Annotated in this window: 19 protein-coding genes; 8 read left to right on the top strand and 11 right to left on the bottom strand. The window is 70.4% G+C overall.

Annotated elements, in window-relative coordinates; translation table 11 throughout:
• Nucleotides 1–32: 32 nt before the first annotated feature.
• The gene (locus tag LBW94_RS43310; RefSeq protein WP_225060182.1) at nucleotides 33–2405 is read right to left on the bottom strand and encodes a SpoIIE family protein phosphatase; all 2373 of its coding nucleotides are present in this window, start codon (nucleotides 2403–2405) and stop codon (nucleotides 33–35) included.
• On the bottom strand, nucleotides 2402–6643 hold the full coding sequence (locus LBW94_RS43305) for a HAMP domain-containing protein (RefSeq protein ID WP_225060183.1): 4242 nt from the start codon (nucleotides 6641–6643) through the stop codon (nucleotides 2402–2404). Before LBW94_RS43305 ends, LBW94_RS43310 begins: the two co-directional genes overlap by 4 nt.
• Before the next feature lie 178 nt (nucleotides 6644–6821).
• Between LBW94_RS43305 and LBW94_RS43300 the strand changes: the two genes are divergently transcribed.
• From LBW94_RS43300 to LBW94_RS43290, 3 genes are all read left to right on the top strand, one after another.
• Nucleotides 6822–7808: a sigma-70 family RNA polymerase sigma factor gene (locus LBW94_RS43300; RefSeq protein ID WP_225060184.1), complete on the top strand. Its 987-nt coding sequence runs from the start codon at nucleotides 6822–6824 to the stop codon at nucleotides 7806–7808.
• Between the two features lie 115 nt (nucleotides 7809–7923).
• Entirely contained in the window at nucleotides 7924–8337 is a 414-nt protein-coding gene (locus LBW94_RS43295) for an SgcJ/EcaC family oxidoreductase (protein ID WP_225060185.1), read from the top strand.
• 135 nt (nucleotides 8338–8472) lie between these two features.
• The gene (locus LBW94_RS43290) at nucleotides 8473–9198 is read left to right on the top strand and encodes a hypothetical protein (protein WP_225060186.1); all 726 of its coding nucleotides are present in this window, start codon (nucleotides 8473–8475) and stop codon (nucleotides 9196–9198) included.
• 6 nt (nucleotides 9199–9204) lie between these two features.
• On the opposite strand, the gene LBW94_RS43285 is transcribed toward LBW94_RS43290, so the two are convergent.
• The gene (locus LBW94_RS43285) at nucleotides 9205–10158 is read right to left on the bottom strand and encodes an oxidoreductase (RefSeq protein WP_225060187.1); all 954 of its coding nucleotides are present in this window, start codon (nucleotides 10156–10158) and stop codon (nucleotides 9205–9207) included.
• 145 nt (nucleotides 10159–10303) lie between these two features.
• Here LBW94_RS43285 and LBW94_RS43280 point away from each other — a divergent pair, with 145 nt between their 5' ends.
• From LBW94_RS43280 to LBW94_RS43270, 3 genes are all read left to right on the top strand, one after another.
• Entirely contained in the window at nucleotides 10304–10858 is a 555-nt protein-coding gene (locus LBW94_RS43280; RefSeq protein ID WP_225060188.1) for a TetR/AcrR family transcriptional regulator, read from the top strand.
• A gap of 23 nt (nucleotides 10859–10881) precedes the next feature.
• The gene (locus tag LBW94_RS43275; RefSeq protein WP_225060189.1) at nucleotides 10882–11751 is read left to right on the top strand and encodes a LysR family transcriptional regulator; all 870 of its coding nucleotides are present in this window, start codon (nucleotides 10882–10884) and stop codon (nucleotides 11749–11751) included.
• Between the two features lie 101 nt (nucleotides 11752–11852).
• Nucleotides 11853–12035 carry a tautomerase family protein gene (locus tag LBW94_RS43270; RefSeq protein ID WP_225060190.1) on the top strand — a complete coding sequence of 61 codons (183 nt, stop codon included), beginning with the start codon at nucleotides 11853–11855 and terminating at the stop codon, nucleotides 12033–12035.
• 30 nt (nucleotides 12036–12065) lie between these two features.
• Here the strand turns inward: LBW94_RS43270 and LBW94_RS43265 are convergent, their stop codons facing one another.
• The 3 genes from LBW94_RS43265 to LBW94_RS43255 are packed head-to-tail and all read right to left on the bottom strand — an operon-like array spanning nucleotide 12066 to nucleotide 14018.
• Nucleotides 12066–12818, bottom strand: coding sequence for a hypothetical protein (locus tag LBW94_RS43265; protein ID WP_225060191.1), 753 nt, complete (start codon nucleotides 12816–12818; stop codon nucleotides 12066–12068).
• Complete coding sequence (locus tag LBW94_RS43260; RefSeq protein WP_225060192.1) at nucleotides 12815–13615, bottom strand: ABC transporter ATP-binding protein; 801 nt, start codon at nucleotides 13613–13615, stop codon at nucleotides 12815–12817. The genes LBW94_RS43265 and LBW94_RS43260 overlap by 4 nt, the downstream gene beginning before the upstream one ends.
• Before the next feature lie 22 nt (nucleotides 13616–13637).
• Nucleotides 13638–14018, bottom strand: a complete 381-nt coding sequence (locus tag LBW94_RS43255) for a PLD nuclease N-terminal domain-containing protein (protein WP_225060193.1) — start codon at nucleotides 14016–14018, stop codon at nucleotides 13638–13640.
• A gap of 192 nt (nucleotides 14019–14210) precedes the next feature.
• On the opposite strand from LBW94_RS43255, the gene LBW94_RS43250 reads away from it, so the two are divergent.
• Nucleotides 14211–14987 (top strand): ArsR/SmtB family transcription factor, encoded by a 777-nt coding sequence (locus tag LBW94_RS43250; RefSeq protein WP_225060233.1) that lies wholly within the window; start codon nucleotides 14211–14213, stop codon nucleotides 14985–14987.
• Entirely contained in the window at nucleotides 14987–15484 is a 498-nt protein-coding gene (locus LBW94_RS43245; protein WP_225060194.1) for a hypothetical protein, read from the top strand. Before LBW94_RS43250 ends, LBW94_RS43245 begins: the two co-directional genes overlap by 1 nt.
• A gap of 359 nt (nucleotides 15485–15843) precedes the next feature.
• On the opposite strand, the gene LBW94_RS43240 is transcribed toward LBW94_RS43245, so the two are convergent.
• From LBW94_RS43240 to LBW94_RS43220, 5 genes are all read right to left on the bottom strand, one after another.
• Nucleotides 15844–18621: an AAA family ATPase gene (locus tag LBW94_RS43240; RefSeq protein ID WP_225060195.1), complete on the bottom strand. Its 2778-nt coding sequence runs from the start codon at nucleotides 18619–18621 to the stop codon at nucleotides 15844–15846.
• The gene (locus LBW94_RS43235) at nucleotides 18618–19754 is read right to left on the bottom strand and encodes a class I adenylate-forming enzyme family protein (protein WP_225060196.1); all 1137 of its coding nucleotides are present in this window, start codon (nucleotides 19752–19754) and stop codon (nucleotides 18618–18620) included. The genes LBW94_RS43240 and LBW94_RS43235 overlap by 4 nt, the downstream gene beginning before the upstream one ends.
• A 266-nt stretch (nucleotides 19755–20020) precedes the next feature.
• Nucleotides 20021–20776, bottom strand: a complete 756-nt coding sequence (locus tag LBW94_RS43230) for an alpha/beta fold hydrolase (RefSeq protein WP_225060197.1) — start codon at nucleotides 20774–20776, stop codon at nucleotides 20021–20023.
• A 54-nt stretch (nucleotides 20777–20830) separates the two neighbouring features.
• The gene (locus LBW94_RS43225; RefSeq protein WP_225060198.1) at nucleotides 20831–22291 is read right to left on the bottom strand and encodes a dynamin family protein; all 1461 of its coding nucleotides are present in this window, start codon (nucleotides 22289–22291) and stop codon (nucleotides 20831–20833) included.
• Complete coding sequence (locus LBW94_RS43220) at nucleotides 22291–24024, bottom strand: dynamin family protein (protein WP_225060199.1); 1734 nt, start codon at nucleotides 24022–24024, stop codon at nucleotides 22291–22293. Before LBW94_RS43220 ends, LBW94_RS43225 begins: the two co-directional genes overlap by 1 nt.
• Between the last annotated feature and the right edge of the window lie 46 nt (nucleotides 24025–24070).

Raw genomic sequence — 24070 nt, 5'->3', positions numbered from 1 at the left:
CGTTTGTCGCCCCGGCCGCCGACGGGACCGGTTCAGCGCGGCGGGCTGTCGCCGAGACCCACCTGGATGCCGACCACGCAGGTGTCGTCGTCGGCATTGGCGTCGCTGTTGTCGAGCAGATGGTCCAGACGATCGTCGAGGGTGCCGGTGAACCGGGTCGACGCGGTCAGCAGGTTGGCTACACACTCGTCGAGCGGGCGGTCGCGGCGCTCGATCAGGCCGTCGGTGTAGAGCAGCAGGATGTCGTCGGAGTACAGCTGGAGTTCGGCCTCCTCGTAGCGGGCCTCCTCCACCGCGCCCAGCAGCATCCCGTCCAGGGCGGGCAGGGTGACGGCGGTGCCGTCGCGGATCAGGATCGGCGGCAGATGGCCCGCGCGCGCCCAGCGCAGCACCCGCGTCAGCGGATCGTAGAGGCAGCAGACGGCGGTGGCGAGGATGTGATCGGTCAGCGAGCGGGTCACCGAGTTCAACCAGGTCAGCATCTGTCCCGGCCCGGCGCCGGTGGCGGCGAGGCCGCGCAGCGCGTTGCGCAGCACGATCATGCCGGTGGCCGCCTCGAGGCCGTGGCCGGTGATGTCGCCCACGGAGATCAGAATCTGCTTGGAGGGCAACACGATCGCGTCGTACCAGTCACCGCCGACCATGTGGTCCTGCTCGGTCGGCTGATACCGGACCGCGATGCGCAGCCCGAAGGCATCGATGGCCGGGGTCGCGGCGGGCATGATCGCCTGCTGGAGTTGCCGGGCCAGCCGGCTCTGCTCGGCGGCGTGCTGTTCGGTGTGCGCGAGGCGATCCTGGCTGACCGACAGCGCCGCCTCGGTCCAGTGCTGTGCCGAGATGTCCTGATAGGCGCCGCGCACGCCGAGCAGATGGCCGTCGTCGTCGACGATCGGTTCGGCGACGATCCGCAGGTGCCGCGTCTCGCCGCCGGGCCGGACCAGCCGGAACGCGGTGGCGGCCGGGCGGCGGTAGCGCAGCAGCGTCCGCAACAGCCGCCGCACCGCCTCCACGTCGTCGGCGTGGACGTGACCGGGCAACTGCGCCAACGGAATCGGATCCGCGGTCGGGGCCAGCCCGTACAACAGGTAGAGCTGGCTGTTCCAGGTGATGCCGCCGGTGACCGCGTTCTCCTCGAACCCGCCGACGCGGCCCAGGCGCTGCGCGTGTTGCAGCAGCGCGGCCAGCCGGGCGGTCTCGTCCTCGATACGCCACACCATCAGCAGGGTGTCGCCGTGGCGGCCGATGCTGAGGGCGGCCGACACGGTCAGCGGCACCTGGTCGACCAGTTCGGTCAGCAGCACCCGCTCGGCGCGGTAGGTCTCGCCGGTGGCGAAGACGTGCTCGGCCTGTTCGAACAGTCGGCCCTCGCCCGCGGCCAGCGGGTACGCCTCGAACAGCGTCGCGCCCTGGATCAGGCCGCCCGGCCGGCCCGCCGGGTCGACGAAGCACCGATTGACGTGGTGGATGCGGAAATCCGTGATGCCGTCGTCGCCGAGGCGCGGCACCAGCACCAGCGCGGGATCGAACAGCCCGTCGGCCAGCCGCACCAGATCGGCGAGATCGGGGCGGTCCGGTGTGTTGCGGGGGGCGGGATCCGGTTCCAGGGTGTGCGCGCACAGCTCCGCCAGCGCCTCCAGCTGGCGGCGCACGCGCGGCGGCTGGGTGGCCAGCGGCTGCGGCCAGCACACCTCCAGCACACCGATCAGCTTGCCGCCGGTGCCCGCGGGGATGGCCGCGCGGGCGCCCTCGCGATCACCGATCGACGGCAGGCCGGAGGCCCGCAGATCCTCGATCCACTGCGCCTGGCGTTCGGCCAGCGCCTGCCGCGCCGGGGTCACCACGCCCGGGGGCACGTAGCGCCAGCGTTCGGCCTCGTGGGCGTCGATCCCGGCGTATCCGGCCAGGGTCAGCGAGGCGTCGCTGCCCGCGGACCACAGCGCCACCGCGGTCGCGCCCAGCGGCGCCACCGCGTGTTCGAGCACCGATCGGGCGACGCGATGAGCGTCACCTGCCGCGAGCAGCCCGCTCTCGGCGGTCCGCAACTGCACGGCCGTGGCCGACCGTCCGGGAGTGGCTGTGCGCACAAGGAATTCGTCCACCAGCGCGCTGAGTTCGTCCTGCGCGGTGCGGTCGACCAGTTCGGCGGCCAGCTCCAGCGGGCTGACCCCGGAGCGGGCGGCCAGCTCCTCGAGTTGCCGCGCGGCGTGCGCGGGCCCGCAGTGCAGCCGCTCGATCAGCACCCCCTTGGCCATCTCCAGCAGCGCGCGGCCGTCGGCGGTGGCCTGCGCCCGCTGGATCTCGGCGCGCAGCCGCTCGACGGTGGCCGCGAGCCGGGTGACCGCGGGCTGCCCGGACCGGTCGCGGTCCGGGGGTGCGAGCGCCGGCGCGTCGTCCGCGGCGGTCATCGCACGCCCAGCCACTGCCGGATGCAGGCGAGCAGCGCCTCCGCGTCGACCGGCTTGGTGACGTAGTCGTTGGCGCCGGAGGCCAGGCTCTTCTCCCGGTCGCCCAGCATGGCCTTGGCGGTCACCGCGATGATCGGCAGGCCCTCGTACTGCGGCATCGAGCGGATCTTCGCCGTCGCGGTGTAGCCGTCCATCTCCGGCATCATGACGTCCATCAGGACCAGATCGGTCTCCTGGTGCGCGAGCAGGGCGTCGATGCCCTCGCGGCCGTTCTCGGCGTGCAGCACCGTCACGCCCTGGAGTTCGAGAATGCTACTGAGCGCGAACAGGTTCCGGGCATCGTCGTCGACGATCAGCACGGTCCGGCCGGTGAGCCTGCCGTCGGGCCGCTGCGGCGCGGCCGGCGGCGTCTCCTCGCCGCGCACCAGCGGCAGCACGTCACCGGGCGCCTCGGCGGTCACGTGCAGGGCGATCCGTTCGCGCAGTTCGTCCAGGCTGGACAGCAGTTCCAGCGGACGGCCCGCCGCGTGCCGGTGCAGCAGGCGTTCCCGTTCGGCGTCCAGCCGGCGGTTGTTGTGGGCGAGCACCGGGACGGTACCGGCCGCGGCGTCGCCGTCCATCGTCTCCAGCAACCGCAGGGCGGCGTGGTCGGGCATATCCAATTCCAGGACCACGCAGTGGAACGTCTCCTCGGCCATCGCCGCGGCCGCCTCCTGCACGCCGATCGCGGTGACGACCTGGACCGGCCCCCGCGGATCGGTGCTGTCGGCCAGATCGGCCACCGCGCTCTGCGCGACCAGCGACAGCAGGCCCTGCGGGCGTTCCTCCACCACCAGCAACCGGCGATGCGGCGCCGGCGCGGCGGCCGGGTGCTCGGTGCGGATGGCGGGCGAGTGCTGCGGATCCTGGCGCGGCGCCTCGTGGAAGTCCGGGCGGGCCACCGGCAGATAGAAGGTGAACGTGCTGCCGGTGCCCAGCGTGCTGTGCGCGGTGATCGCGCCGCCGAGCAGATAGGCGATCTCCCGGCTGATCGACAGCCCGAGCCCGGTGCCCCCGTATTTGCGGCTGGTGGTGCCGTCGGCCTGCTGGAACGCCCCGAAGATGGAATCCAGCTGATGTTCGGCGATGCCGATGCCGGTATCGATCACCCGGAACGCGACGGCCGGGCCGTGCCGGCGCGCGGCCGCGGGGAGTTCACCCGCCGCCGCGGGCTCGATACGCAGTTCCACGGAACCGGTTTCGGTGAACTTCACCGCATTCGACAGCAGATTGCGCAGCACCTGCTGCAATCGCGAATCGTCGGTGAGCAGTTCGACGGGCAGGCCGGGCGCGGTGGTGACCCGGAAACCGAGACTCTTCTGCGTGGTCATCGGCCGGAAGGTGGCCTCCACGTAGTCCACCAGTTTGCGGACCGACACGGCCTCGGGCGTGACGTCCATCTTGCCCGCCTCGACCTTGGACAGATCGAGGATGTCGTTGATCAGCTGCAACAGATCCGAGCCCGCCGAATGGATGATGCCCGCGTACTCCACCTGTTTCGGGGTCAGGTTGCGGGTCGGGTTCTGGGCCAGCAGTTGCGCGAGAATCAGCAGGCTGTTCAACGGGGTGCGCAGCTCGTGGCTCATGTTGGCGAGGAATTCCGATTTGTACTTGGAGGCCAGCGCGAGTTCCTGGGCGCGGGTCTCCAATTCCTGCCGGGCCTGTTCGATCTCCAGATTCTTGGCCTCGATGTCGCGGTTCTGGGTGGCCAGCAGCGCGGCCTTCTCCTCCAGTTCGGCATTGGACCGTTGCAGCTCCTCCTGCTGCACCTGCAATTCCTCGGAGCGGGCCTGTAATTCGGTGGCCAGGCGCTGCGATTCGTCGAGCAGTTCGTCGGTGCGCGCGTTGGCGACGATGGTGTTGACGTTGACGCCGACGGTTTCCATCAACTGGTCCAGGAAATCGTGGTGGGTGCGGGTGAAGCGATGCACCGAGGCCAGCTCGATCACACCCAGCACCTGATCCTCCACCACGATCGGCAGCACCAGCAGATTCGCGGCCACGGTCTGCCCCAGCCCGGAGGAGATCAGGTAGTCGCCGGGCACGTCGTCCACGGCGATCGTGCGGCGGCTGCGCGCGGCCTGCCCGACCAGCGATTCGCCGAACGCGAACCGGGACCGGCCGACCGGCTGGCCCGGACTGCCGTAGGAGCTGATCAGCCGCAGCTCCGGCCGCTCGGCGGTGTCGTCGGCCAGGTAGAACGCGCCGAACTGCGCCGACACCAGCGGCACCAGCTCGTCCATGATCAGCTCCGCCACCACGTGCAGATCGCGCTGCCCCTGCATCAGGCCGGAGATGAGGGCGAGGTTGGTCTTCAGCCAGTCCTGGTCGCGGTTGGCGCGGGTGGTCTCGCGCAGCGACTCGACCATCGCGTTGATGTTGTCCTTCAGCTCCGAGACCTCGCCGGAGGCCTCGACGGTGATGGACCGGGTCAGATCGCCCTCGGCGACGGCACTGGTCACCTCGGCGATGGCACGGACCTGCCGGGTGAGGTTGCCTGCCAGCTCGTTCACATTCTCGGTCAACCGCTTCCAGGTGCCCGACACGCCCTCGACCTCGGCCTGGCCGCCCAGGCGGCCCTCCGAGCCCACCTCGCGCGCGACGCGGGTCACCTCGGCGGCGAACGCGGAGAGCTGGTCGACCATGGTGTTGATGGTGGTCTTCAGCGCCAGGATCTCCCCGCGCGCGTCGACGTCGATCTTGCGGGTCAGATCGCCCTGCGCGACCGCGGTGGTGACCTGGGCGATGTTGCGGACCTGATTGGTCAGGTTGTTCGCCATGGAATTGACGTTGTCGGTGAGGTCCTTCCAGGTGCCGGCCACGTTCGGCACGCGCGCCTGGCCGCCGAGGATGCCCTCGGTGCCGACCTCGCGGGCGACGCGGGTGACCTCGTCGGCGAAGGCCGACAGCGTGTCGACCATGGTGTTGATCACCCAGGCCAGCGCCGCGACCTCGCCCTCGGCCTCCACGGTGATCTTCTGGCTCAGGTCGCCACGCGCGACCGCGGTGGCGACCTGAGCGATCGAGCGCACCTGACCGGTCAGGTTGGACGCCATCACGTTGACGTTGTCGGTCAGGTCCTTCCAGGTGCCCGAGACGCCGCGGACCGTGGCCTGGCCGCCCAGGTTGCCCTCGGTGCCGACCTCGCGTGCCACGCGGGTGACCTCGTCGGCGAAGGAGGACAGCTGGTCGACCATCGTGTTGATGGTCTCCTTGAGCTCCAGGATCTCCCCGCGCGCGTCGACCCGGATCTTCTGGGTCAGGTCGCCGCGCGCGACGGCCGTGGTGACCTGGGCGATCGAGCGGACCTGCGCGGTGAGGTTGTCGGCCATGACGTTGACCGATTCGGTGAGGTCCTTCCAGGTGCCCGAGACGCCCTGGACGTCGGCCTGCCCGCCGAGGCGGCCCTCGGTGCCGACCTCACGGGAGACGCGGGTGACCTCGTCGGCGAAGGAGGACAGCTGGTCGACCATCGTGTTGATGGTGTTCTTGAGCTCGAGGATCTCCCCGCGCGCGTCGACGGTGATGTTCTGGGTCAGATCGCCGCGCGCGACCGCGGTGGCGACCTGGGCGATCGAGCGCACCTGACCGGTCAGGTTGGACGCCATCACGTTGACCGATTCGGTGAGGTCGCGCCACGTTCCGGACACGCCCTGCACGTCGGCCTGGCCGCCGAGCATGCCCTCGGTGCCGACCTCGCGGGAGACGCGGGTGACCTCGTCGGCGAAGGAGGACAGCTGGTCGACCATGGTGTTGATGGTGGTCTTCAGCGCCAGGATCTCCCCGCGCGCGTCGACGTCGATCTTGCGGGTCAGATCGCCCTGCGCGACCGCGGTGGTGACCTGGGCGATGTTGCGGACCTGCGAGGTCAGGTTGCCCGCCATGAAATTCACCGAATCGGTGAGGTCGCGCCAGACGCCGCCGACCCCGGGCACCTCGGCCTGCCCGCCCAGCTGTCCCTCGGAGCCCACCTCGCGCGCGACGCGGGTGACCTCGGAGGTGAACTGCGACAACTGGTCCACCATGCCGTTGAACACCGTCGCGATCTCGCCGAGCAGGCCGTCCGCGTCCGTCGGCAGCCGCGTGCCGAAATCGCCGTCGCGGACCGCCGTCAGCCCGGCCAGCAATTGATGCAGTTCGCCCTGGTCGGCGGCCTGCTTCGTCGCGGTGGATACCGCGGCCGCCGTCGTGTCCGTCATCGTCACCCTTGCTCTGGTCAACCGGATCGAACCGGAAGCCCGTCCGGTCCCGGTGGGAACGTCGGCGCGCCGCGGGTCGGTGCACCGCCGGCCGGTGAGTGGCGACGTGCTCGCTGGTCACCGCACACACTGTACTTCGCCGGAAAACCCGGTGGTGACCGTTGGTATGGTGGCGGCGATGGTGACCGAAGAAGGTTTCGATCGCCGGATCGAACCGTTCCGGCCGGAGCTGCTGGCCTACTGCTACCGCATGCTCGGCTCCGCGCACGACGCGGAGGATCTGGTCCAGGACACGTACCTGCGGGCGTGGCGGGCCCGCGAGCAGTACGACGAGACCCGCGCGTCGGTGCGGACCTGGCTGTATCGGATCGCCACCAACGCCTGCCTGACCGCGCTGGAGGCGCGCGGCGGCCGGCCGCTGCCGTCGGGGCTGGTGGCCGCCTCCGATCCGCTCGGCCCGCTGGTCCGGGGCGAACACGCCGCATGGTTGCAGCCGGTGCCGGATTCGTTGCTGGATGCCGGCGATCCGGCGGTGGCCGTCATCGACCGCGGCAGCCTGCGGCTGGCGTTCGCCTCCGCGCTGCAACATCTGTCGGCGCGGGAACGCGGCGCGCTGATCCTGCGTGACGTGCTCGGCTTCTCCGCGGCGGAGACCGCGGCGATCCTCGGCGCCACCGTCGCGTCGGTGAACAGTGCCCTGCAACGGGCCCGCGCCCGCCTGAAGACGGCCGGGGCCGGGCAGACCCCGGTCGACGAGCCGGCCGCGGCCGACCAGCGCGCCTGGATCGAGCGCTATCTGCGCGCCTTCGAACGGGCCGACGTCGAGGGGTTGAAGCGGCTGCTCACCGACGACGTGATCATGGAAATGCCGCCGATGCTGAACTGGTTCGCCGGCCGGGACAACTACGGCCTGTTCATGACCTGGGTCTTCGAGGCGGCCGGAACGGACTGGCTGCTGCGGGAGGTCACCGCCAACGGCGGCCAGCCCGGCTTCGCCGCCTACCAGCGCGTCGGCGACGGCTACCGGTTGCACACGCTGCAAATTTTCACCGTCCGCACCACGGGCATCAGCCGGAATTCGGTGTTCCAGGACACCGAGGTCTTCGAAACCTTCGGCCTGCCGACGGCTCTCGACGCCGCGGGACGGACCGCCCCGGCCGGGTGAGTAGGCCGCCCCGGCAGCTGCTGCCGCGGCCGCGATGAGTTCCGGGCACACCGCCGGTATGTATTCCCGAGTTCGCCGGGGACGTCCGGGCGAGCCGTTCCCAAGGGAGATTCCGATGTCGAACAGTCGTGCCCAGGACGAGGCCGCGATCGAGGCCGTGCTGGCGCAGTCCTACCGGGCCTGGGCGGCCGGCGACGCCGACGGTATGGTCGCCGACTACACCCCCGACGCGACCGCCATCATGCCCGGCTCGCTCCGCGACAGCCGGGATGTGATCCGCAGCAGCATGGCCGCCGCCTTCGCGGGCCCACTGGAGGGCAGCTCGACCTACAACAAGACGCTCAGCATCCGCTTCCTCGGCCGCGACGGCGCGATCGTGGTCAGCGAATCCGCCATCCTGTTCGCGGGTGAGACCGAGGTGCCCGACGACCTGCGCAAGGTCAACGCCACCTGGGTACTCGAGAAGCGCGACGACCGGTGGCTGATCGCGGCGTATCACAACAGCCCGGTACCGGCGGTCGCCGGGTGATTCCGGCCACGCGAATCCTGTTGCCGGACCGCTGATCTCGCAGTGCACAGCGGCCACCGCCCGGCACCGCGCCACGCAGGCGCGGTGCCGGCGGTGGCCGTGAGGGGATTCGCTCGCGACAGTAGGCTTCCTCCCATGACTCGTGAAGGCGGCGGCACTGCTCGCGACGCCGCTCATACCCGCCGGCCCCACGCCAGGACTCCGGGCGAGCGGGCCGGACTGGATCTCGACCTGATCGTGTCGGCGGCGCGATCGCTCGGCCCCGACGAGTTCACGATGCAAGCGGTCGCCGATCGGCTCGGCGTCGACCCCAAGGCGCTGCGCCACCACGTCGGCGACCGGGAGAATCTCCGGCGCCTGGTCGCCATGGACACCTTCGAGACCAACTTCGCCGCGGTCGAGATCGCCGGCCAGGGCCGGTGGGAGGACGCCTGCCGCGCCTACGCGACCGGGCTGGCGGACAGTCTCATCGCCACCGGTGGACTCATCGAGTACCTCCCCCTGGAGGACCCGATCGTGACCAGATTCCTGGAGCCGACCGAGACCCTGCTTGCCGCCTTCGCCGAAGCCGGTTTCACCCGGTCCGTCGCACAACGCTCCCTGGTGATGCTCACCGCGGTCGGCGTCACCTTCGCCCGTGACGCCCTGCGCGCCGCCCGGGAGGCCGAACGCCCCCGCTCCCGCATCCTGCGCGAGCTACTGCGCAGCCGCGACCCCGGCCGCTACGAGAACCTGACCAAGATCAGCGCCGACCCGATCGACACCTACGACCGCTCCCAACTGGACTTCAGTATCGACGTCTTCATCCGCGGCGCAAGAGTATTGAGCGCCGCAGGCCCGGAGACCGAAGCCCGCCCCTGACCGGTTTCAGTGGGTTCGGGGGGTGGACGGGTCGGGGGCGGTCAGTGGGTAGGTCGTTCCGGTCAGTCGTTCCGATTCCGCCCACAGGCGGCGCTGGGACGCGGGGTCGTGGGACGAGGGGATCGACTCGACCAGGACCGGGTAGCCGGTCCATTCGTTGTTGCCGTCGGGGCCGTAGTACTCGCCGCCGGTGGCCGTGGGGTCGACCGCGGCGCGGACCGTCGGCAGCGCGGCTCGTTCCGGGTTCTGGAGCAGCCACCAGGTGAGTATGCGCAGTTGGGGGCGGGTGAAGGTCCGGATGTGGAATCGGTCGCCGCCGAAGGCGGTGCGGGCATTGCCGGGATGGGCGGCCACCGCGATCGTCGGCGCGCCGGCGGCGGTCAGCCGGCGCTGGAGTTCGTAGGTGAACAGCAGGTTGGCCAGCTTCGATTGGAAGTAGGCGTGAGCGGCGCGGTAGCCGTCCGCGAAATGCAGGTCGTCGAAGTTCATCACGCCGCGCTTGTGGCCGACGCTGCTGACGGTCACCACGCGTGATCCCGGTGTGTCCAGCAATCGGGGCAGTGCCAGGGCGGTGAAAGTGAATGCGCCGAGATGGTTGGTGGCCAGGGTCTGCTCGAATCCGTCCTCGGTCACCGTATGGCGGCGGATCAGGGCGCCCGCGTTGTTGATCAGCAGATCGATGCGCGGATATTCGTCCAGCTGTTCGGCCGCGCGGTGGATCGAAGCCTGTGAGCTCAGGTCGAGGGTGAGGGTGTGCACCGCCGCGGCGGGGGTCTCGTGCAGGATGCGGGCCCGCGCCGCGGCGGCCCGGTCCGGGTTCCGGCAGGCCAGCACCACGCGGGCGTGGTGCCGAGCGAATATCCGGGCGGTCTCGAAACCGAGTCCGGAATTCGCCCCGGTGATCACGACGGTCCGGCCGTCCTGATCGGGAACGTCGGTCTCGGTCCAGCGTGTGGTCATGATGATCGCTGTCCTCCATGGCTGGGGAAGTGAATGCAAACAGGTTGGGGCCGTGTGCTCTACGACTCCCGTATTATCGGGATGCCCGTCCCGCTTCCAGGATCCGGGACGGCCATCCCGTTTGTCAATGGACAGGAGCAGGTCTGTGAACGAAGCCGCGGATCGGCCGTTGCGCGCCGACGCCCGGCGCAACCGCGAGCGCGTGCTCCACACCGCCGCAGCCGTTTTCGCGGCCGAGGGGCTGTCGGTGCCGGTGCACGAGATCGCGCGCCGGGCCGGTGTCGGCACCGGTACGGTCAGTCGGCACTTTCCGACCAAGGAATCCCTCTATGCCGCAGTGCTGCTCGACCGCATGGGGGAACTCGCCCGGCACGCCGACCGGCTGGCCGCCGAGAACGACCCCGCCACCGCGTTCTTCGCGCTGTTCACCCGCTTGATCCACGAGGGCTCCGCCCATCGCGGTCTGGCGGAAGCTCTGGCGGGCAGCGGATTCGACCTCGAGGCCGCCGCGGCGGCGGTGGATGTGAACGTCTCCGAACGGCTGCACAGCCTGCTGTCCGAGGCGCAGCGGGCCGGCGCGGTCGACGCCGCTGTCACCTTCGCGGACCTCAAGGCGTTGACGGCGGGTTGCCTGGCCTACGAGGGTGACGACCCCGCGCGGGTCATCGAGGTGGTCTGCCGCGGCCTGCGCTCGGCGTAGCTCCCGCCACCTATCGTGGGCGCGTGGAACTTCGTCAGCTCAGCTACTTCGTCACGGTGGCCGAGGAACTGCATTTCGGCCGGGCCGCGCAACGGTTGCACATCGTGCAGCCCGCGGTGAGCCAGCAGGTTCGCAGGCTGGAGCGGGAACTCGGGGCCGATCTGTTCGCGCGCACCTCGCGGCGGGTGACGCTGACCGAGGCGGGCACGCGCTTCCTGCCCGCCGCGGGCGAGGTCCTGGCCGCGGCGAATCGCGCCCGTGCGGTCGTCGCCGATCTGGTGCCCGCGACCGTCGTCCGGCTCGGCACCAGCAGCGGCATCGGCGATCACCTGGACCGGGTACTGGAACGGCTCACCCCCGCCGTCACCGTGGAACTGGTCACCGAATCGACCCGGGCGCGGATCGATCGCCTGCTCGCGGGCGGGCTCGATGCCACGTTCGTGCGCGGACCGGTGGAACACCCGCAGCTGCGCCGGATCCCGCTCTGGGACGACCCGCTCTATGCGGCGTTGTCGGCGCGGCATCCGCTGGCCGGAAGTGACGAGGTCCGGCTCGCCGATCTGGCCCCGTATCCGTTGCGGCTCATCGAACGTCGCCACAACATGCCGCTGGTGGACCTCGTCGTCGACGCCTGCCGGAACGCCGGTTTCGAGCCGGTCCCCGCGGGTGCGAACGGTGCGCTGTCGGACACCCTCGCCATGATCGGCACCGATACCAGCTGGACCGTCGTCTACGCCGCCCATGCCCGGCAGGTGCACAACTCGCGCGTGGTGTTCCGGCCGTTCACCACACCCGGATTGCTGTTGCCGACGGCATTGCTGGTGCGGTGCGCCACGCCGCCCGCGCTGCTGCCCGCGCTGCTGGCCGCCTGCCGGATCGATAACGAATCATGATGGATGTACGACCCCGATCGGCCATTGGTCCGGGCCCCGATGTCGGATGAACTGGAGTTCGCCGCCGGAAGTGCCGGCGGATCACACCCGAGGAGTTCGAAATGCCCAACGTCATCGTCCAGCAACTGCCGAAGGATCCGGAAGCCACCCGGGAGCTGGTCCGCCGGATCACCGACGCGTTCGTCGACGCCTACCGGACCCCTGCCGACGCCGTCCACGTGTGGATCGAGGAGTATCCGGCCAACCGCTACGCCGTGGCCGGAAAACTGGTGGCCGACAAGTAGATCCGGCACCGTGGTCCATCGGATGCCCGGTCACCGTGCCGAATGGATCGTGCGAATCGGGTGGGCCAGGGCTGCACCCAGTGCGAGGGCAGTCAGAACGAACAGCGCGGCAAGAGATTTCACCCCGTCGGTGAACGTGATGCCCGCGTCGCCGACGGCGGGTTGCAATGCGGTGGTGGGCAGGTAGGGCTGAACCGCGTGCACGGTCGCCGCGAGCAGGCCGAGCACGTACACCCCGGCGCCGGCGCCGGCCGCGGCCCCGGTGGAACCGGTGCGCGCGGCCGTCGCGGCGGCGAACACGGCGAACAGCACCACTGCGATCCATTGCACCGCAAGCACACTCGCCGCCGCGCCGAGCGGGTACGCGCCGAACAGTGCCCGGCATTCGTACGCCGCGACCACCGCTCCCAGCAGCGCCGCGACCCCGACAGCGGCGGCCGCGACCAGCAGCCGCGGCAGATACAGTCGTGCCGGGGAGGTTTCGCGGCTGAGGTAGTACACGCCGACCGGGTCCGTGCCGCGCACGGCGCAGGATTGGGCGGCCAGTACCAGCGAGACCGCGGAGAGCAGCAGGCCCGCGTTCTTGACGTACTGCTGGATCCCGTCGCGCCAATCCGGTGTGTGCAGCAGCTGTATCTCCGCGGAGTGGCCGATCAATTCGGGCAGGTATCTCGCGCCGAACAGCGACAGGCACCCGAACATCAGGAAGGCCGCGACCAGCGCGATCAGCCGCCGGGTGCGCAGCCATCGATAGTACTCGACCCGGAACAGCATGCGGTTCATGGCGTTTCTCCGATGGCGGCGAAGAACGCATCGCCGAGCGAGGGCCGCGTGATGCGGATGTCGTCGATGTCGGCACTGTGCGCGGACACCTCGGCCAGTGCCGGGCCCCACTGCGGCGGCGCGGATTCGACGATCCGGCCGCCGGTCAGCGCGATCCGCAGCATCGGCACGCCCGCGTGGGCGGCGCGGAAGTCGGCGGCGCTGCCCTGGAACACGACCCGCCCGTGGTGCAGCACCAGCAGCCCCTCGGCGAGTTCCTCGACATCGGCGAGCAGGTGACTGGAGAACACCACGGTCATCCGTTCGCCGAGGTCCCGGATCAGGGCCAGCACCGCGGCCCGGCCCTCGGGATCCAGTGCGCTGGTGGGTTCGTCGAGGATCAGCATCTCGGGATCGCGCACCAGCGCCGCGGCGATTCCCAAGCGCTGCAACATACCCCGGGAGAAGCCGCCGACGCGCCGGTGCCCGGAGCGTTCCAGTCCCACCGTCGCGAGGACGGCGTCGACCGGTTCGCGCGCGCGATCACGGCGGGCCGCCCCGATGGCCCTGGACTGTTCGAGCACCTCCCGTGCGGTCAGCCACGGCTCGAAACCCGGTGTGTCCGGGCAGTATCCGACCGCGGCCAGCCCGATCGGGACCTCGACCGTGCCCGCGGTGACGGACTGCAAGCCGAGCGCCACCCGGATCAGCGTGCTCTTGCCCGCGCCGTTGAGCCCGATCAACCCGACGACGCCGGTGCCCTCGACACTCCAGTCGACCCCGTCCAGCGCGCGGAAATCCCCGAAGCGCACCGACACTCCCGATACCTCGAGGCGAGGGTCAGCCACGCTCGGCGGCCCCGTCCCGTCCGACCAGCAGGTACACGATGCCGCCGAGCGGGATGCTGATCAAGCAGATCACCGCCCACAGCCAGCGCGGCAGGTACTTCACCCGCGACCGGGACAGGTCGTACCAGCAGTATCCGACGAACCCGATGGCCAGCAGCACCAGCGGTACCAGCGCGGCCGGCGAAACACTCCCCACGGGGTCGGTCCTCCTCACCCGAACGACCTCTTCGTTCCCGACGAACTGTACCAACGACCGCGAATTCGCCACCTCGTCCGCATCGTCCACATGCCGGATCTTGTCGGTAGCCCCCGGCCGGAACATCTCGAGCATCTGCACCGGCTCGTCACCCACGTTCTCGATGAAATGGCCCATGTTGCGTGGAAGGGGTAGCTGCTGATGGCTGCGCCCGACCGGCCGAAGGCGGTCACGGCGACGGCGCGGTGTTCCCGGTGCTCGTCGCGCAGCGTCATGCCATGCCGTGCCGATACGCCGGTCGGCGGCGTTGCGTGTTGACATATGCAGGTAAATGCCTGCATAATTTCCGGCGTGCAATCCGAACCCGAGATGGACGCGGTTTTCAAGGCGCTGGCAGACGGCACCCGCCGACTGGTGCTGGACCGGCTGCGGGAGCACAACGGCCAGACGCTGCGGGAGCTGTGCGAGCGGGTCGACATGGCCCGGCAGTCGTTGACCCAGCATCTCGACATTCTCGAGCGGGCCGGGCTGGTGACCGTGCTGCGGCGCGGGCGCGAGCGGGTGCACTACATCAATCCGACACCGATTCACGACATCGAACAGCGCTGGATCTCCGTGTTCGACCGCCCCCGGCTGGATGTTCTGCGCGCCATCAAGAACCAAGCAGAGGAGTACGCCATGACCGCCACGGTGCCGAGCTACGTCTACGTCACCTATATTCACGCCGGCGCCGAGCAGGTGTGGAAGGCGCTGACCGACGCCGACCTGACCGCCCAGTACTGGTTCCACGAGAATGTGTCCGACTGGCAGCCCGGTTCGCCCTGGGAGCACCGCCGCGCCGACGGCTCCGGCACGATCGACGTCGTCGGCACGGTGCTCGAGTCCGAACCGCCGACGAAGCTGGTCCTCACCTTCGAGGATTCCCCCGAGGAGGACCGCTCGCCGTCCGTGGTCACCTTCCTGGTCGAGTCCTACCGGGACATCGTCCGGCTCACCGTCACCCACGAGAATCTGCCGAACGATCAAATGCTGCAAGGCATTTCGCGCGGCTGGCCAGCGGTGGTCGCCAACCTCAAGTCTCTGCTGGAAACCGGCGAGGTCCTCCCCCAGGCCCCGTGGGAAATGGACTCGGCGGCGCACGCCTGATGTTGGACACCACCGCATTGCGCGAAGCCTACGACTCGCTCCTGGAAGCCGCTGTCGCCGTGGCCGATTCGACCCACCTCCGGACGCCCCCGCCGGGTGAATGGAATGCCGATCGGATCCTGGCGCACGTCTGTCTCATCACCGCGGGCACCATCGCCGCGGTGGCGGCGGTCGCGGCGGGCGAACACACCACCTACGACAACCGCCACGCCCTCGACACCTGGACCATCGACCGCGTGGCCGAGTGGGCGGGCGGGTTCTCCGGCCTGCGTGAGCGCCTGCGCCGTCAGGCCGAGATCCTCTGCGGCTTCGCCGGACCCGCCCTGTCCGATCCCGAACTCGACAGCCCCGTCCCGCTCCTCGGGCTCTCCGCGGGCACCCTGCTCACCGATGCGGTCGTGCCGCTGCGCGGGCTGTTCGAGGGCCTGGCCGACATCGAAATCCCCAGCCACACCCGGCAACTGCTCGCCCTACTGCCCGAGGCGGCCGCCGTCTGACCCACGGAAACATCGACGAGCGCCAGGCGAGGGGAATCCTCGCCAGCCACGTCTGCTGTGCCCCGCTCCGGGGCCCGTCCGAGTGACAGTCCAAGATCGGACAGACCTGGGTGGTCGTCTCGACGTGCTCGCCCGAGGGACCACAGCGTAGATCCGACTCGACCGGCCCCGGCCGGGTGCGAGGTCGCCTCCGGGCCCCTGAGCTGCACAGACGATACGCCGCGACACGTCCGATCACGCTGGTTCGAGTGCCGCGGGCCCGCTGCCGCGCCGAGCCGCCGCCTCATGCAGGCCACGATCTCGCAGCGCTGCGCCGCTTCTGTCAACCACCGGGGTGACCTCCGGTAGCGAAAACCGTACTACCGCAGCGCCTTCTCGGTGGATTCGAGGTTGTTGAGCAGGCGGCGCAGGAAGCGGCGGGGCGGGATGCCCGGCCCTTCCGGGGCGCCGTGCAGGGTTTCGAGGACCGGCGCGATCGCGGGGCCGCTGCTGTCGATGGCGAAGCGGGCCAGGCCGAGTTCGGCGCAACGGCACAGGGCGGGGACCATCTGCTCGATCGCCTCCGCGGTGCGGCCGCCGGAGATCAGGCAGCAGCCGTACAGTAATTGCGCCTGGAGCAGGGCGCGCGGGCGTTGTTGCCGGCCGATCTCCTCGTACATCCGCGCGGCGCGTTCGATGGCTCGCGCGGTGGCGGCGGGAGTACGTTCCGCGAGCAGCGTGCGGATGGCCGAATCCTGCGCGAGTTCCGTGGCGTTGGCGGTGATGTGGTCCGGCCGGCGGTGGTAGGGGTCCAGCTGTCCGAGCCGGTGCTGCTCGTCGTGGGTGATCGGCAGGCCGAGCCGGATGCGTTCGTCGAGCATGCGCGCGGACAGGCGCGGCATCGAATGTTCGTGTGCGACACGGTGTCCCTGATTGAGCAACTGCTCGGCGGCGGAGCGGTCACCGTGCACGGCGGCCAGCCGGGCGGCGGTGCCGTAGGCGGCCATCAGGTCCTCCACGATCGCCGTGTCGATGTCCGGGCAGTTCGGCAGGAGTTCGTCGGCTTCTGCGAATTGCCCTGTGTGGTACAGCAATTCGGCGAGCTTCACGGATACGACGAATCTCGTGGCATGTGGCCGGAACCCGGATTCGAGCGCCAGGTCCAGGGCGCCGCGCAGGATCGTCTCGGCCGCTTCGACGTCGAGCTGTTCGAAAGCGGCCATCGCGGCGATGATGTCGAGGCATACGATGTGGAACTGGCTGCCGGAGGCGCGATACGGCGCCCCCCAGTCGCGCCACCGCCCGGCCTCCGCGAAATCGAACCGGTACAGGGCCGACATCCCCGCCGCGGCGGCCCCGACGGCGGCGACGAACGGGCGGGTCGGCTGCCGCAACCAGGCCAGCGCCGCGGGCGACGGGTCGGCGGCGCGGTCGGACAAGGTCTCCAGGCCGACCCGCACGAACTCGGTCTCGAATCCGATGTTCGCGGTGGTGTCGTCCGGCGGGCGAGCGGCCAGTACCGCGTCGATCCGCCGGCACGCGGCCGTGACCGCCTCGGTACCCAACGTCGGCAGCTGTGCCCAGGCCATGCTCAATTGCAGCTGCGGATCCGAATCAGCCAGTGCCGGTGGCAGTTTCGCGGCCAGAGCCAGGAAGGACGCCATCCGGCAGTCGGCCAGGTAGGTATCCGCGTGATCGACGATGAGATGCAGTGCCCGTTCGGGATCGCCGGCGGCGAGGGCGTGGTCGACGGCTTCGGTGAGCATGTCGTGCTCGGCGTACCAGGTCGCGGCGGTGGCGTGCAATTCGGTGGTGAGGCCGGGCCGGGCGCGGGTCAGGCGGTGGCGGAGGAAGTCGGCGAACAGGCTGTGGTAGCGGAACCAGCGCAGATCGTCGTCGGTGCTGCGGAGGAACAGGTCGCGGCGGCGGATGTCCTCGAGCAGGTCCTGGGCGTCGCGACGGCCGGTCAGTGCGCCGGCGAGGCCCGCGCAGGTGGTGTCGGTGACGGCGGTGCGCATGAGGAAGTCGAGCAGTTCCGGGTCGAGGTCGTCGGCGACGTTCTCCATCAGATAGTCGCCGATGGCGTGGTGGTGTCCGGAGATGCGATCGATGTGCTCGGCGAGGTCGGTCTTGCCACGCACGGACAGCGAAGCCAGTTGCAGGGCCGCGACCCAGCCTTCGGCGGTGTCGCGGAGGTGGTCGATATCGGTGTGATCGAGTGCGAGCCCGCCGATGTCGAGCAGTAGTCGCTCGGCCTCGACATTGTCGAATCGCAGTGCGGTTTCATCGATTTCGACGAGTTCGTCGCGAACGCGCAGGCCGGCCAGCGGCAGTCCGGTGGAGGTGCGGCTGGTGACGACGAGACGGAGGTGGTGACAGGCGTTGTCGAGCAGGAAGCGCATGGCCTCGCGGACCTCGCGGCTGTGGATGCGATGCCAGTCGTCGATGACCACCGCGACGGTCCGGTCTCCGGCGTGGATCTCGTCGATGAGCGTGGTCAGTACGTAGCGGGCCGCGTCGCAGGAACCGTCCTCGAGGATCTGCGCGAGTTCACCCGCCAGCCGCGGCTGGATCCGGCGGACCGCCTCGACCAGGCGGGTGAGGTACCAGGTGAGGTTGTTGTCGTCGGGCACCAGGCTCAGCCAGGCGACCTGGATGTCCTCGGCGGCCAGTTCGGCGGCCCACTGGGCGGCGAGCGTGCTCTTGCCGTAGCCGGGTGGCGCGTGGATCAGCACCAACCGGCGGGACCGGCCCTCGCGCAGGGTCTCCAGCAGCCGGGGACGGTGTACCAGGCGGTGCGACGAGGTCGGTGGCCGGAACCGGGTCGCGGGCGTCGCGACCAGGGCGCGATGCCCGCGGGAACGTTTCGCCGTCGTACCGGCGGCGCGCGCGGCGGCGGGTTCCGCCGGCAGATCCGACACCAGGGCGTCCACCGGCAGGCCGGAGGCGAACTGGATGTTGCGTAACCGCGCGGCGAAGGTGCGCGCGGAGGCGGGCCGGTCCGCGGGTTGCTGTTCCATCGCGGCCTCGATCGCGGCGCACAACGTGTCCGGGACGCCGTCGGCCCGCAGGTCCGGCACCGGTTCGGCGCCGATCCGGACGAACTGCGTGACCAGGGATTCGCCCTCCCTCCGCGCGAAGGCCGCATGGCCGGTCAATGCGGTGAACAATGTCGCGCCCAGCCCGTAGAGGTCCGACGCCGCGAGTGCGGTTCGAGCGGGCGCACCACGATCTCACCGCTCTCGCCGGGCGGCAGCAACCGGTCGGTGGCGTCGACGATGCGGACGTCGAGCCACGGAACCGCCCTGCCCGCACTGGGTTTCAGCCGGTCGCGGGACCAGGCGCCCATCGTGGCCGGAACGACCTCGGTCTGGCCGTAGCCCTCGCACAGCACCCGGCAGCCGAAACGGTCCTCGAATTCCTGCTGCACCTGGGGTGCGGCCGGAATGAACACCGCCCGTTCGACGGTGTGGTGGGTGTCGTCGGCGCGCACCGGGGTGCCGAGGGTCGCCGTCGCCATCGCGCCGACCCCGAAGATCTGGGTCGCGCCGAGGGCACGGGCCCGGTCGAACAGGCCGGAGGCGCTGAACACCGGGTCGAAGCCGACCCGGCACCCGGCCACCAGCGCGTCCATCAGCGCGCTGATAGCGAACCCGTGGTAGAGCGGCAGCGGGCACAGGGAGGTGTCGGTGCTCTCGAACCAGCCGTACAGCAGATGGGCGCGCGACATGTTCACCAGATATCCGGCGTCGACCATGCAGCCCTTGGGCGCTCCGGTGGTGCCCGACGTGTACAGGATGCAGGCCAGATCCTCGGGCGTGGGCTCGGGCCACAGCTGTTCGGCCTCGATCACGAGGTCCTCGAATCCGGTGGCCCCGGGAACGGGGTCGTCGAGCGTCACCAGTTGTGCGCCCGACAGTTCCGGTGCCCTCGCCAACTCGCGGATCGCTGTCACCGCCGCCGCATCCGCGACCACCGTCGACGGTGCGGCGTCCACGAGCTGGTAGCGGAGGAATTCGCCCTTGAGATACACGTTGAGCGGCACGTGCACGGCGCCGAGTTCCGCGCACGCGAAGAACAGGTCGAAGGTCTCGGGGCGGTTGGTCATGATCGAGGCGATCCGGTCCCCCGGCCGGACCCCGGACCGATACAACCCGGTCGCGAGGCTGCGGGCCCGCCTCCGCACATGCCCGGCGGAGAGCCAATCCCCTCCGCAGGCAACGAAATCCCGGTCCGGATCGGTATTCGCCCGCTCGCGCAGCCACGCGGGCACGGTCGTATTCTTGCTCATCGGCACGTCCTTCGTGAGTGCCGCAGCCGCCCGGCTCCGGTGGCCACGATGCCGTCTACGTTGTCCATCCGCCGCTAATAACCAAACAGACGGTTGACATCGAATCACCGGACGGTCGTGAAGTCAACGGCAGCCGCTCGGCGGCTGGTCGAATCCCAACTATGCGGTTGGCAAAATCGCGGCGTCGCGGATCGGCCCATGCCGTTCACGGTCCGCCGCTCGATGCCGCACCGGCGCCATCGATCCGGCCGCCGGTCAACGAAAGATCAGGGCTCGGCCAGGAATTCGATGATCGCGGTGGCGAGTTCGGGTGCGACGAAGGCGCTGCCGTGGTCACCCGGTACCCGGACGAAGGTGGCGTTCGGCAGCAGCGCCGCCAATTCGTCGGCGTCGGCACGTTCGTCCCGGTCGCCGATCGCGACGAGTACCGGGACCGTGATCTGCCCCAGGGCCGCTTCGGGGGTGGGAACCAGCGATCCCAACACGCCCAGCAGCGCGCGCGGATCCGCCCCGCCCATCGTGATCATGCGGGCGGTGCGGGCATCGGGTGAATCCGGTTCGAATGCGGTTCCGGCGACGAGTGCGGTGAGCACGCGCTGATTCGCGCCGCCGCCCTGGGGGCCGCTCACCTTGGCCAGCCCCTGTCCGGCCGCGATCGCACGGCGTGGCGTGGCTCCGCGTGCCAGCATCCGGATCGCGATCCGGGCCCCGAGCGAATATCCGCCCAGGTCGTAGTCGCCGTCACCGAGGCCGAGATGTCCGAGCAGGGCGAACTGGTCGTCGGCCAGCGCATCCGGAGGATATCCGGCGGAATCGTGCACCGCCGCACTGTCGCCACTGCCGCGGAAGTCCGGGAGGATCACCCGATGTCCCCGCGCGGCCAGCGTCGCGGCCGGGCCGTATTCGAGCAGGCGCACGCTGCTGCCACCGAAGCCCGGCAGCAGGATCAGCGGCCGGCCGGATCCGATTTCGTGCCAGGCCAGTTCGACGCCGTCGTCCGTGGTGAAGCGGTAGGTGCCCATGATGTATCGAATCCTAGCCCGTGTCCGGCCGATGCCGTTGCGGCGCTGCGTGGCTCATCGCGCCGGGGTTCGCGCGATCACCCCCTCGGCGCTGCGTGCGGCGGCGCGGCAGGCCGCGGCGGTGATCGGATCGTGCCGGGGATCGGCTTCGCGGTCGCGCCAATACCGCAGGGCCCGTAGCGCCGTGCGGTGGATCTCGGCCGGTGGTGCGTCCGGGGCGAGGCCGAGGCGCCGCGGCGCGGAGATGCCGTGGTCGCCCAGCAGTGCGGCGGCGCGGTCCCGGTCCGCCGGGGTCAGCCGGGATCCGGGAAGAGTTGCCAGCGTGCGTAATTCGGTGAAGGTGTGGGTGTCGGCCAGGCGGGCGGTGACCTCGCGGGCCAGCTGCTCGGTGCCGGGCCGCCGGTACCGGCGCAGGACGCGGTCCAGGCCGCGCAGTGCCGCATGGGCTTTCAACTGCTCGTTGCGTTCGCCGAAGCGGGTCGCCACGATGTGTTGCAGATCGGTCAGTCCACCGGCGCGCACGAGATTTTCCGCCAGGGTCGCCGCGTCGCCGACGCCGGCGCGGATCATCGCCACCGCGAACCGGATTCCCGACACCCCGAAGTCCTCGATCAGCCGGACCCGCTCCGGCGCCGGGACCGGCAGTGCCCGTTCGGGTGCGGTGAATCGGCCGGTGGAAATCAGTGCCGCCGCCAGATCCGCCGGGGGCACCGCCGACAATGCTTGCAACGCTTGGAATTCCCGCTGGCGCAGGGTTCGTCCGCGCACCGCCAGGCGACCGGAGACCGGCAGGAACTGGGTGTGCAGGGCGGCCAGCGCGGGATCGGCGGCCAGTGCGGCGCTCGCCGCGCGGGCGGCGGCCAGCGGATCCGCCGGATCGTCCGCACCGCCGAGCTCGTCGGCGCGCGACAACACGCCCACCACGCCCAGCGGACCGGTGCCCGCCGCCATCCGCTCCCGCAGCAGCCGCAGCAGCGCCACATCGTCGTCGTGCACCGTGTGCAGCAGGTAGACGACGACATCGGCGGGACAGATGCCGTCGTCGGGAGCCAGCAACTGCCGGGTGCGCTCGGACACGCCCGGAGTGTTCGACGACATGCCCGGGGTGTCGATGACGGTGTAGTCGCCGAGCAGGGCCGACGGCCAGCCCACCTCCAGCTGCCGCACCCGATCGGTGGCGATGCCGGCCAGATCCAGCGTCAGCCGGCCGTCGGTGCGGCGCACCGGAAGTGGGCGCCGCTCGTCGGCCACCACCTCCACCCGCGGGGCGTCGGCCCGCCGGTACCAGGTGACCACCCGGGTGCACTCGGTGGCGTCCGAGGGGGCGATCTCCTCGCCGACCAGGGCGTTCAGCAGGGTCGACTTGCCCGCCTTCAGGGTGCCCGCCAGCGCCACCCGCAGTGGCTCGTGCAACCGGCGCTCACAGGCGGCCAGTTCCGTCGCGCCCGGCGCACCGGGACCGTACTCCGCGCGCGCGGCCCGCACCAGCCGCTGCGCCCCGGCCGGCCCGGACATCAGCCCTCCACCTCGAACAGTGCGGCGGTGCGTGACCGGATGCCTTGCAGCCGTTGCAGATCCGAATGGATCGTGGCCACCCGGTCGCGGCGGTCGGCGTCGTGCCGGTCGACCGCGCGGCCGGCGGCGGCGATGGCCTCGTCGGCGGACCGCAACCGCTGATCGGCCACCTCGGTGAAGTGGTCGCGCAGGGTGCGCTGCACCTCCCGCAACCGCTGCTTGGACTGCGTCCCCACCTGGAACGACACCTCGTCCAGCAGCCTGGCCACCGCGATCTTCGCCTCGGCCCGGCGGCGCGACTTCAGCGATTTGCGGTCCTCCCAGACGGTGTGCGCGCCGAGCAGGGCGCCGGCGGCGATCGACCACGGGTTCACCAGCGCCAGCCCGGCCAGTGTGGTCGCCACGCCGATCATCAGCACGCCGCTGTAGGAGCCGCGCAGGGCGCTGACCGCCCGTTGCGCCACACCGTTCTTCGAGCTGTCCAGCGGTTCCAGATTGCCGTAACCGGACAGCACCCCGGCGGTGCCGTCGATCCGCAGCCGGGGTGCGGCGTACCGCTCCTCCTCCGCGAACCTCAGGGCCACCTTCTCCGTCAGCTCGACCGAAAGTCGCTGTGCCAGCACGAAATTCTCGCTGACCTCGGTCTCGATCCGCTCGTCGAGCCGACTGCGGAACTCGTCCCAGCGGCGGGCCGGATCGGATTTCGCGATGTCCTGCTCCGATTCGCGAATCAGCGCGCGCAACCGGTTGCGCAGATCGTGCTCGACGGCCACGTTGAGTTCGGTGATGCCGTCACCGAGGACATACTGCCAGTTGGCCGTCCGGGCGTGCAGGGCGGCGGCCGCCCCGCGGGCCTGTTCCAGTTCGGCCAGCACCGCCGCGCCGTGCCGCGGGTCCTGAATGCTCGCCAGTTCCGAATTCAGCACCAGCGCAACCTGATCCGAGACCACCCGGACATCGTGCAGCACCGATTCGCGGGCGACGGCGTCGGTGCGGGCCAGCAGGTGGTCCCGGATGAACCCGGTCAGCTGTGGGACGCCGGACTCGATGATCAGGCCCGGATCGTCGAGTTGCACGCCGGTGCGGTGCAAGTGGGCCGAGACCGGCAGGATCGGCAGATCCAGCCCGGCGTCGGTGAGGTGTTTGCGGTCCGCCTTCTGGATGTCGGCCCAGCGCGGATAGGTGTCGATCTTGTTGATCACGCACGCTACCAGCGGGCACACCTGCCGGATCTGTTGCAGGTAGCGGATCTCGGCTGCGGTGAACTCGCGCGCGGCATCGGTCACGAACAGCACCGCGTCCGCCGTCGGCAGCAGCGCCAAGGTCGCCGCGGCGCCGCGCGATTCGGATCCGGTGACACCCGGGGTGTCGATCAGCACGACCCCGTCGGCCAGCAGATCGGACGGGGCCGCGGCGACCACGCCGTCCGGCCCGGCGGACCGGGTCACCCGCTCGCCGTGCTCGATCACCGTCGGCTCCCGGGTGGGCCGGCCCGCCCGGCAGACATCCGCCGCGACCAGCGCGTCGGCGACCGAGCTGAGCCCCTTGCGCGATTCGCCGGTGACGACGATCCGCAGCCGGGCATCCCCGATGCGCTCGCGGGCCGCGGTGAGGCGGCGGGACAGATCGGCCCGCCCCGCGGTATCGGTGACCGACCGCAACTCGGTCAGCAGCCCGGCCATCACGGTGGTCGATTCGGAGGCGTCGCGTCCGGACAGGGTGGGTGCGCTCATGGTTCGGAACTCCTTCCTGGAGAAGCGATCCCGCCGATTCCGGCGG

This window comes from Nocardia sp. alder85J (genome assembly GCF_020176955.2).
In the GTDB taxonomy this organism is placed as follows: Bacteria; Actinomycetota; Actinomycetes; order Mycobacteriales; family Mycobacteriaceae; genus Nocardia.
The sequence above is the reverse complement of the archived record's forward strand: the minus strand, read 5'-3'. Positions and strand labels throughout refer to the sequence as shown.

Coding starts and splice junctions, on each gene's coding strand:
- LBW94_RS43255 (WP_225060193.1), bottom strand. CDS start 14,018: ATGGGCCATTTCATCGAGAACGTGGGTGACGAGCCGGTGCAGATGCTC.
- LBW94_RS43235 (WP_225060196.1), bottom strand. CDS start 19,754: ATGAGCAAGAATACGACCGTGCCCGCGTGGCTGCGCGAGCGGGCGAAT.
- LBW94_RS43285 (WP_225060187.1), bottom strand. CDS start 10,158: ATGACCACACGCTGGACCGAGACCGACGTTCCCGATCAGGACGGCCGG.
- LBW94_RS43310 (WP_225060182.1), bottom strand. CDS start 2,405: ATGACCGCCGCGGACGACGCGCCGGCGCTCGCACCCCCGGACCGCGAC.
- LBW94_RS43270 (WP_225060190.1), top strand. CDS start 11,853: ATGCCCAACGTCATCGTCCAGCAACTGCCGAAGGATCCGGAAGCCACC.
- LBW94_RS43230 (WP_225060197.1), bottom strand. CDS start 20,776: ATGGGCACCTACCGCTTCACCACGGACGACGGCGTCGAACTGGCCTGG.
- LBW94_RS43220 (WP_225060199.1), bottom strand. CDS start 24,024: ATGAGCGCACCCACCCTGTCCGGACGCGACGCCTCCGAATCGACCACC.
- LBW94_RS43295 (WP_225060185.1), top strand. CDS start 7,924: ATGTCGAACAGTCGTGCCCAGGACGAGGCCGCGATCGAGGCCGTGCTG.
- LBW94_RS43245 (WP_225060194.1), top strand. CDS start 14,987: ATGTTGGACACCACCGCATTGCGCGAAGCCTACGACTCGCTCCTGGAA.
- LBW94_RS43225 (WP_225060198.1), bottom strand. CDS start 22,291: ATGTCCGGGCCGGCCGGGGCGCAGCGGCTGGTGCGGGCCGCGCGCGCG.
- LBW94_RS43305 (WP_225060183.1), bottom strand. CDS start 6,643: ATGACGGACACGACGGCGGCCGCGGTATCCACCGCGACGAAGCAGGCC.
- LBW94_RS43300 (WP_225060184.1), top strand. CDS start 6,822: ATGGTGACCGAAGAAGGTTTCGATCGCCGGATCGAACCGTTCCGGCCG.
- LBW94_RS43290 (WP_225060186.1), top strand. CDS start 8,473: ATGACTCGTGAAGGCGGCGGCACTGCTCGCGACGCCGCTCATACCCGC.
- LBW94_RS43250 (WP_225060233.1), top strand. CDS start 14,211: ATGGACGCGGTTTTCAAGGCGCTGGCAGACGGCACCCGCCGACTGGTG.
- LBW94_RS43265 (WP_225060191.1), bottom strand. CDS start 12,818: ATGAACCGCATGCTGTTCCGGGTCGAGTACTATCGATGGCTGCGCACC.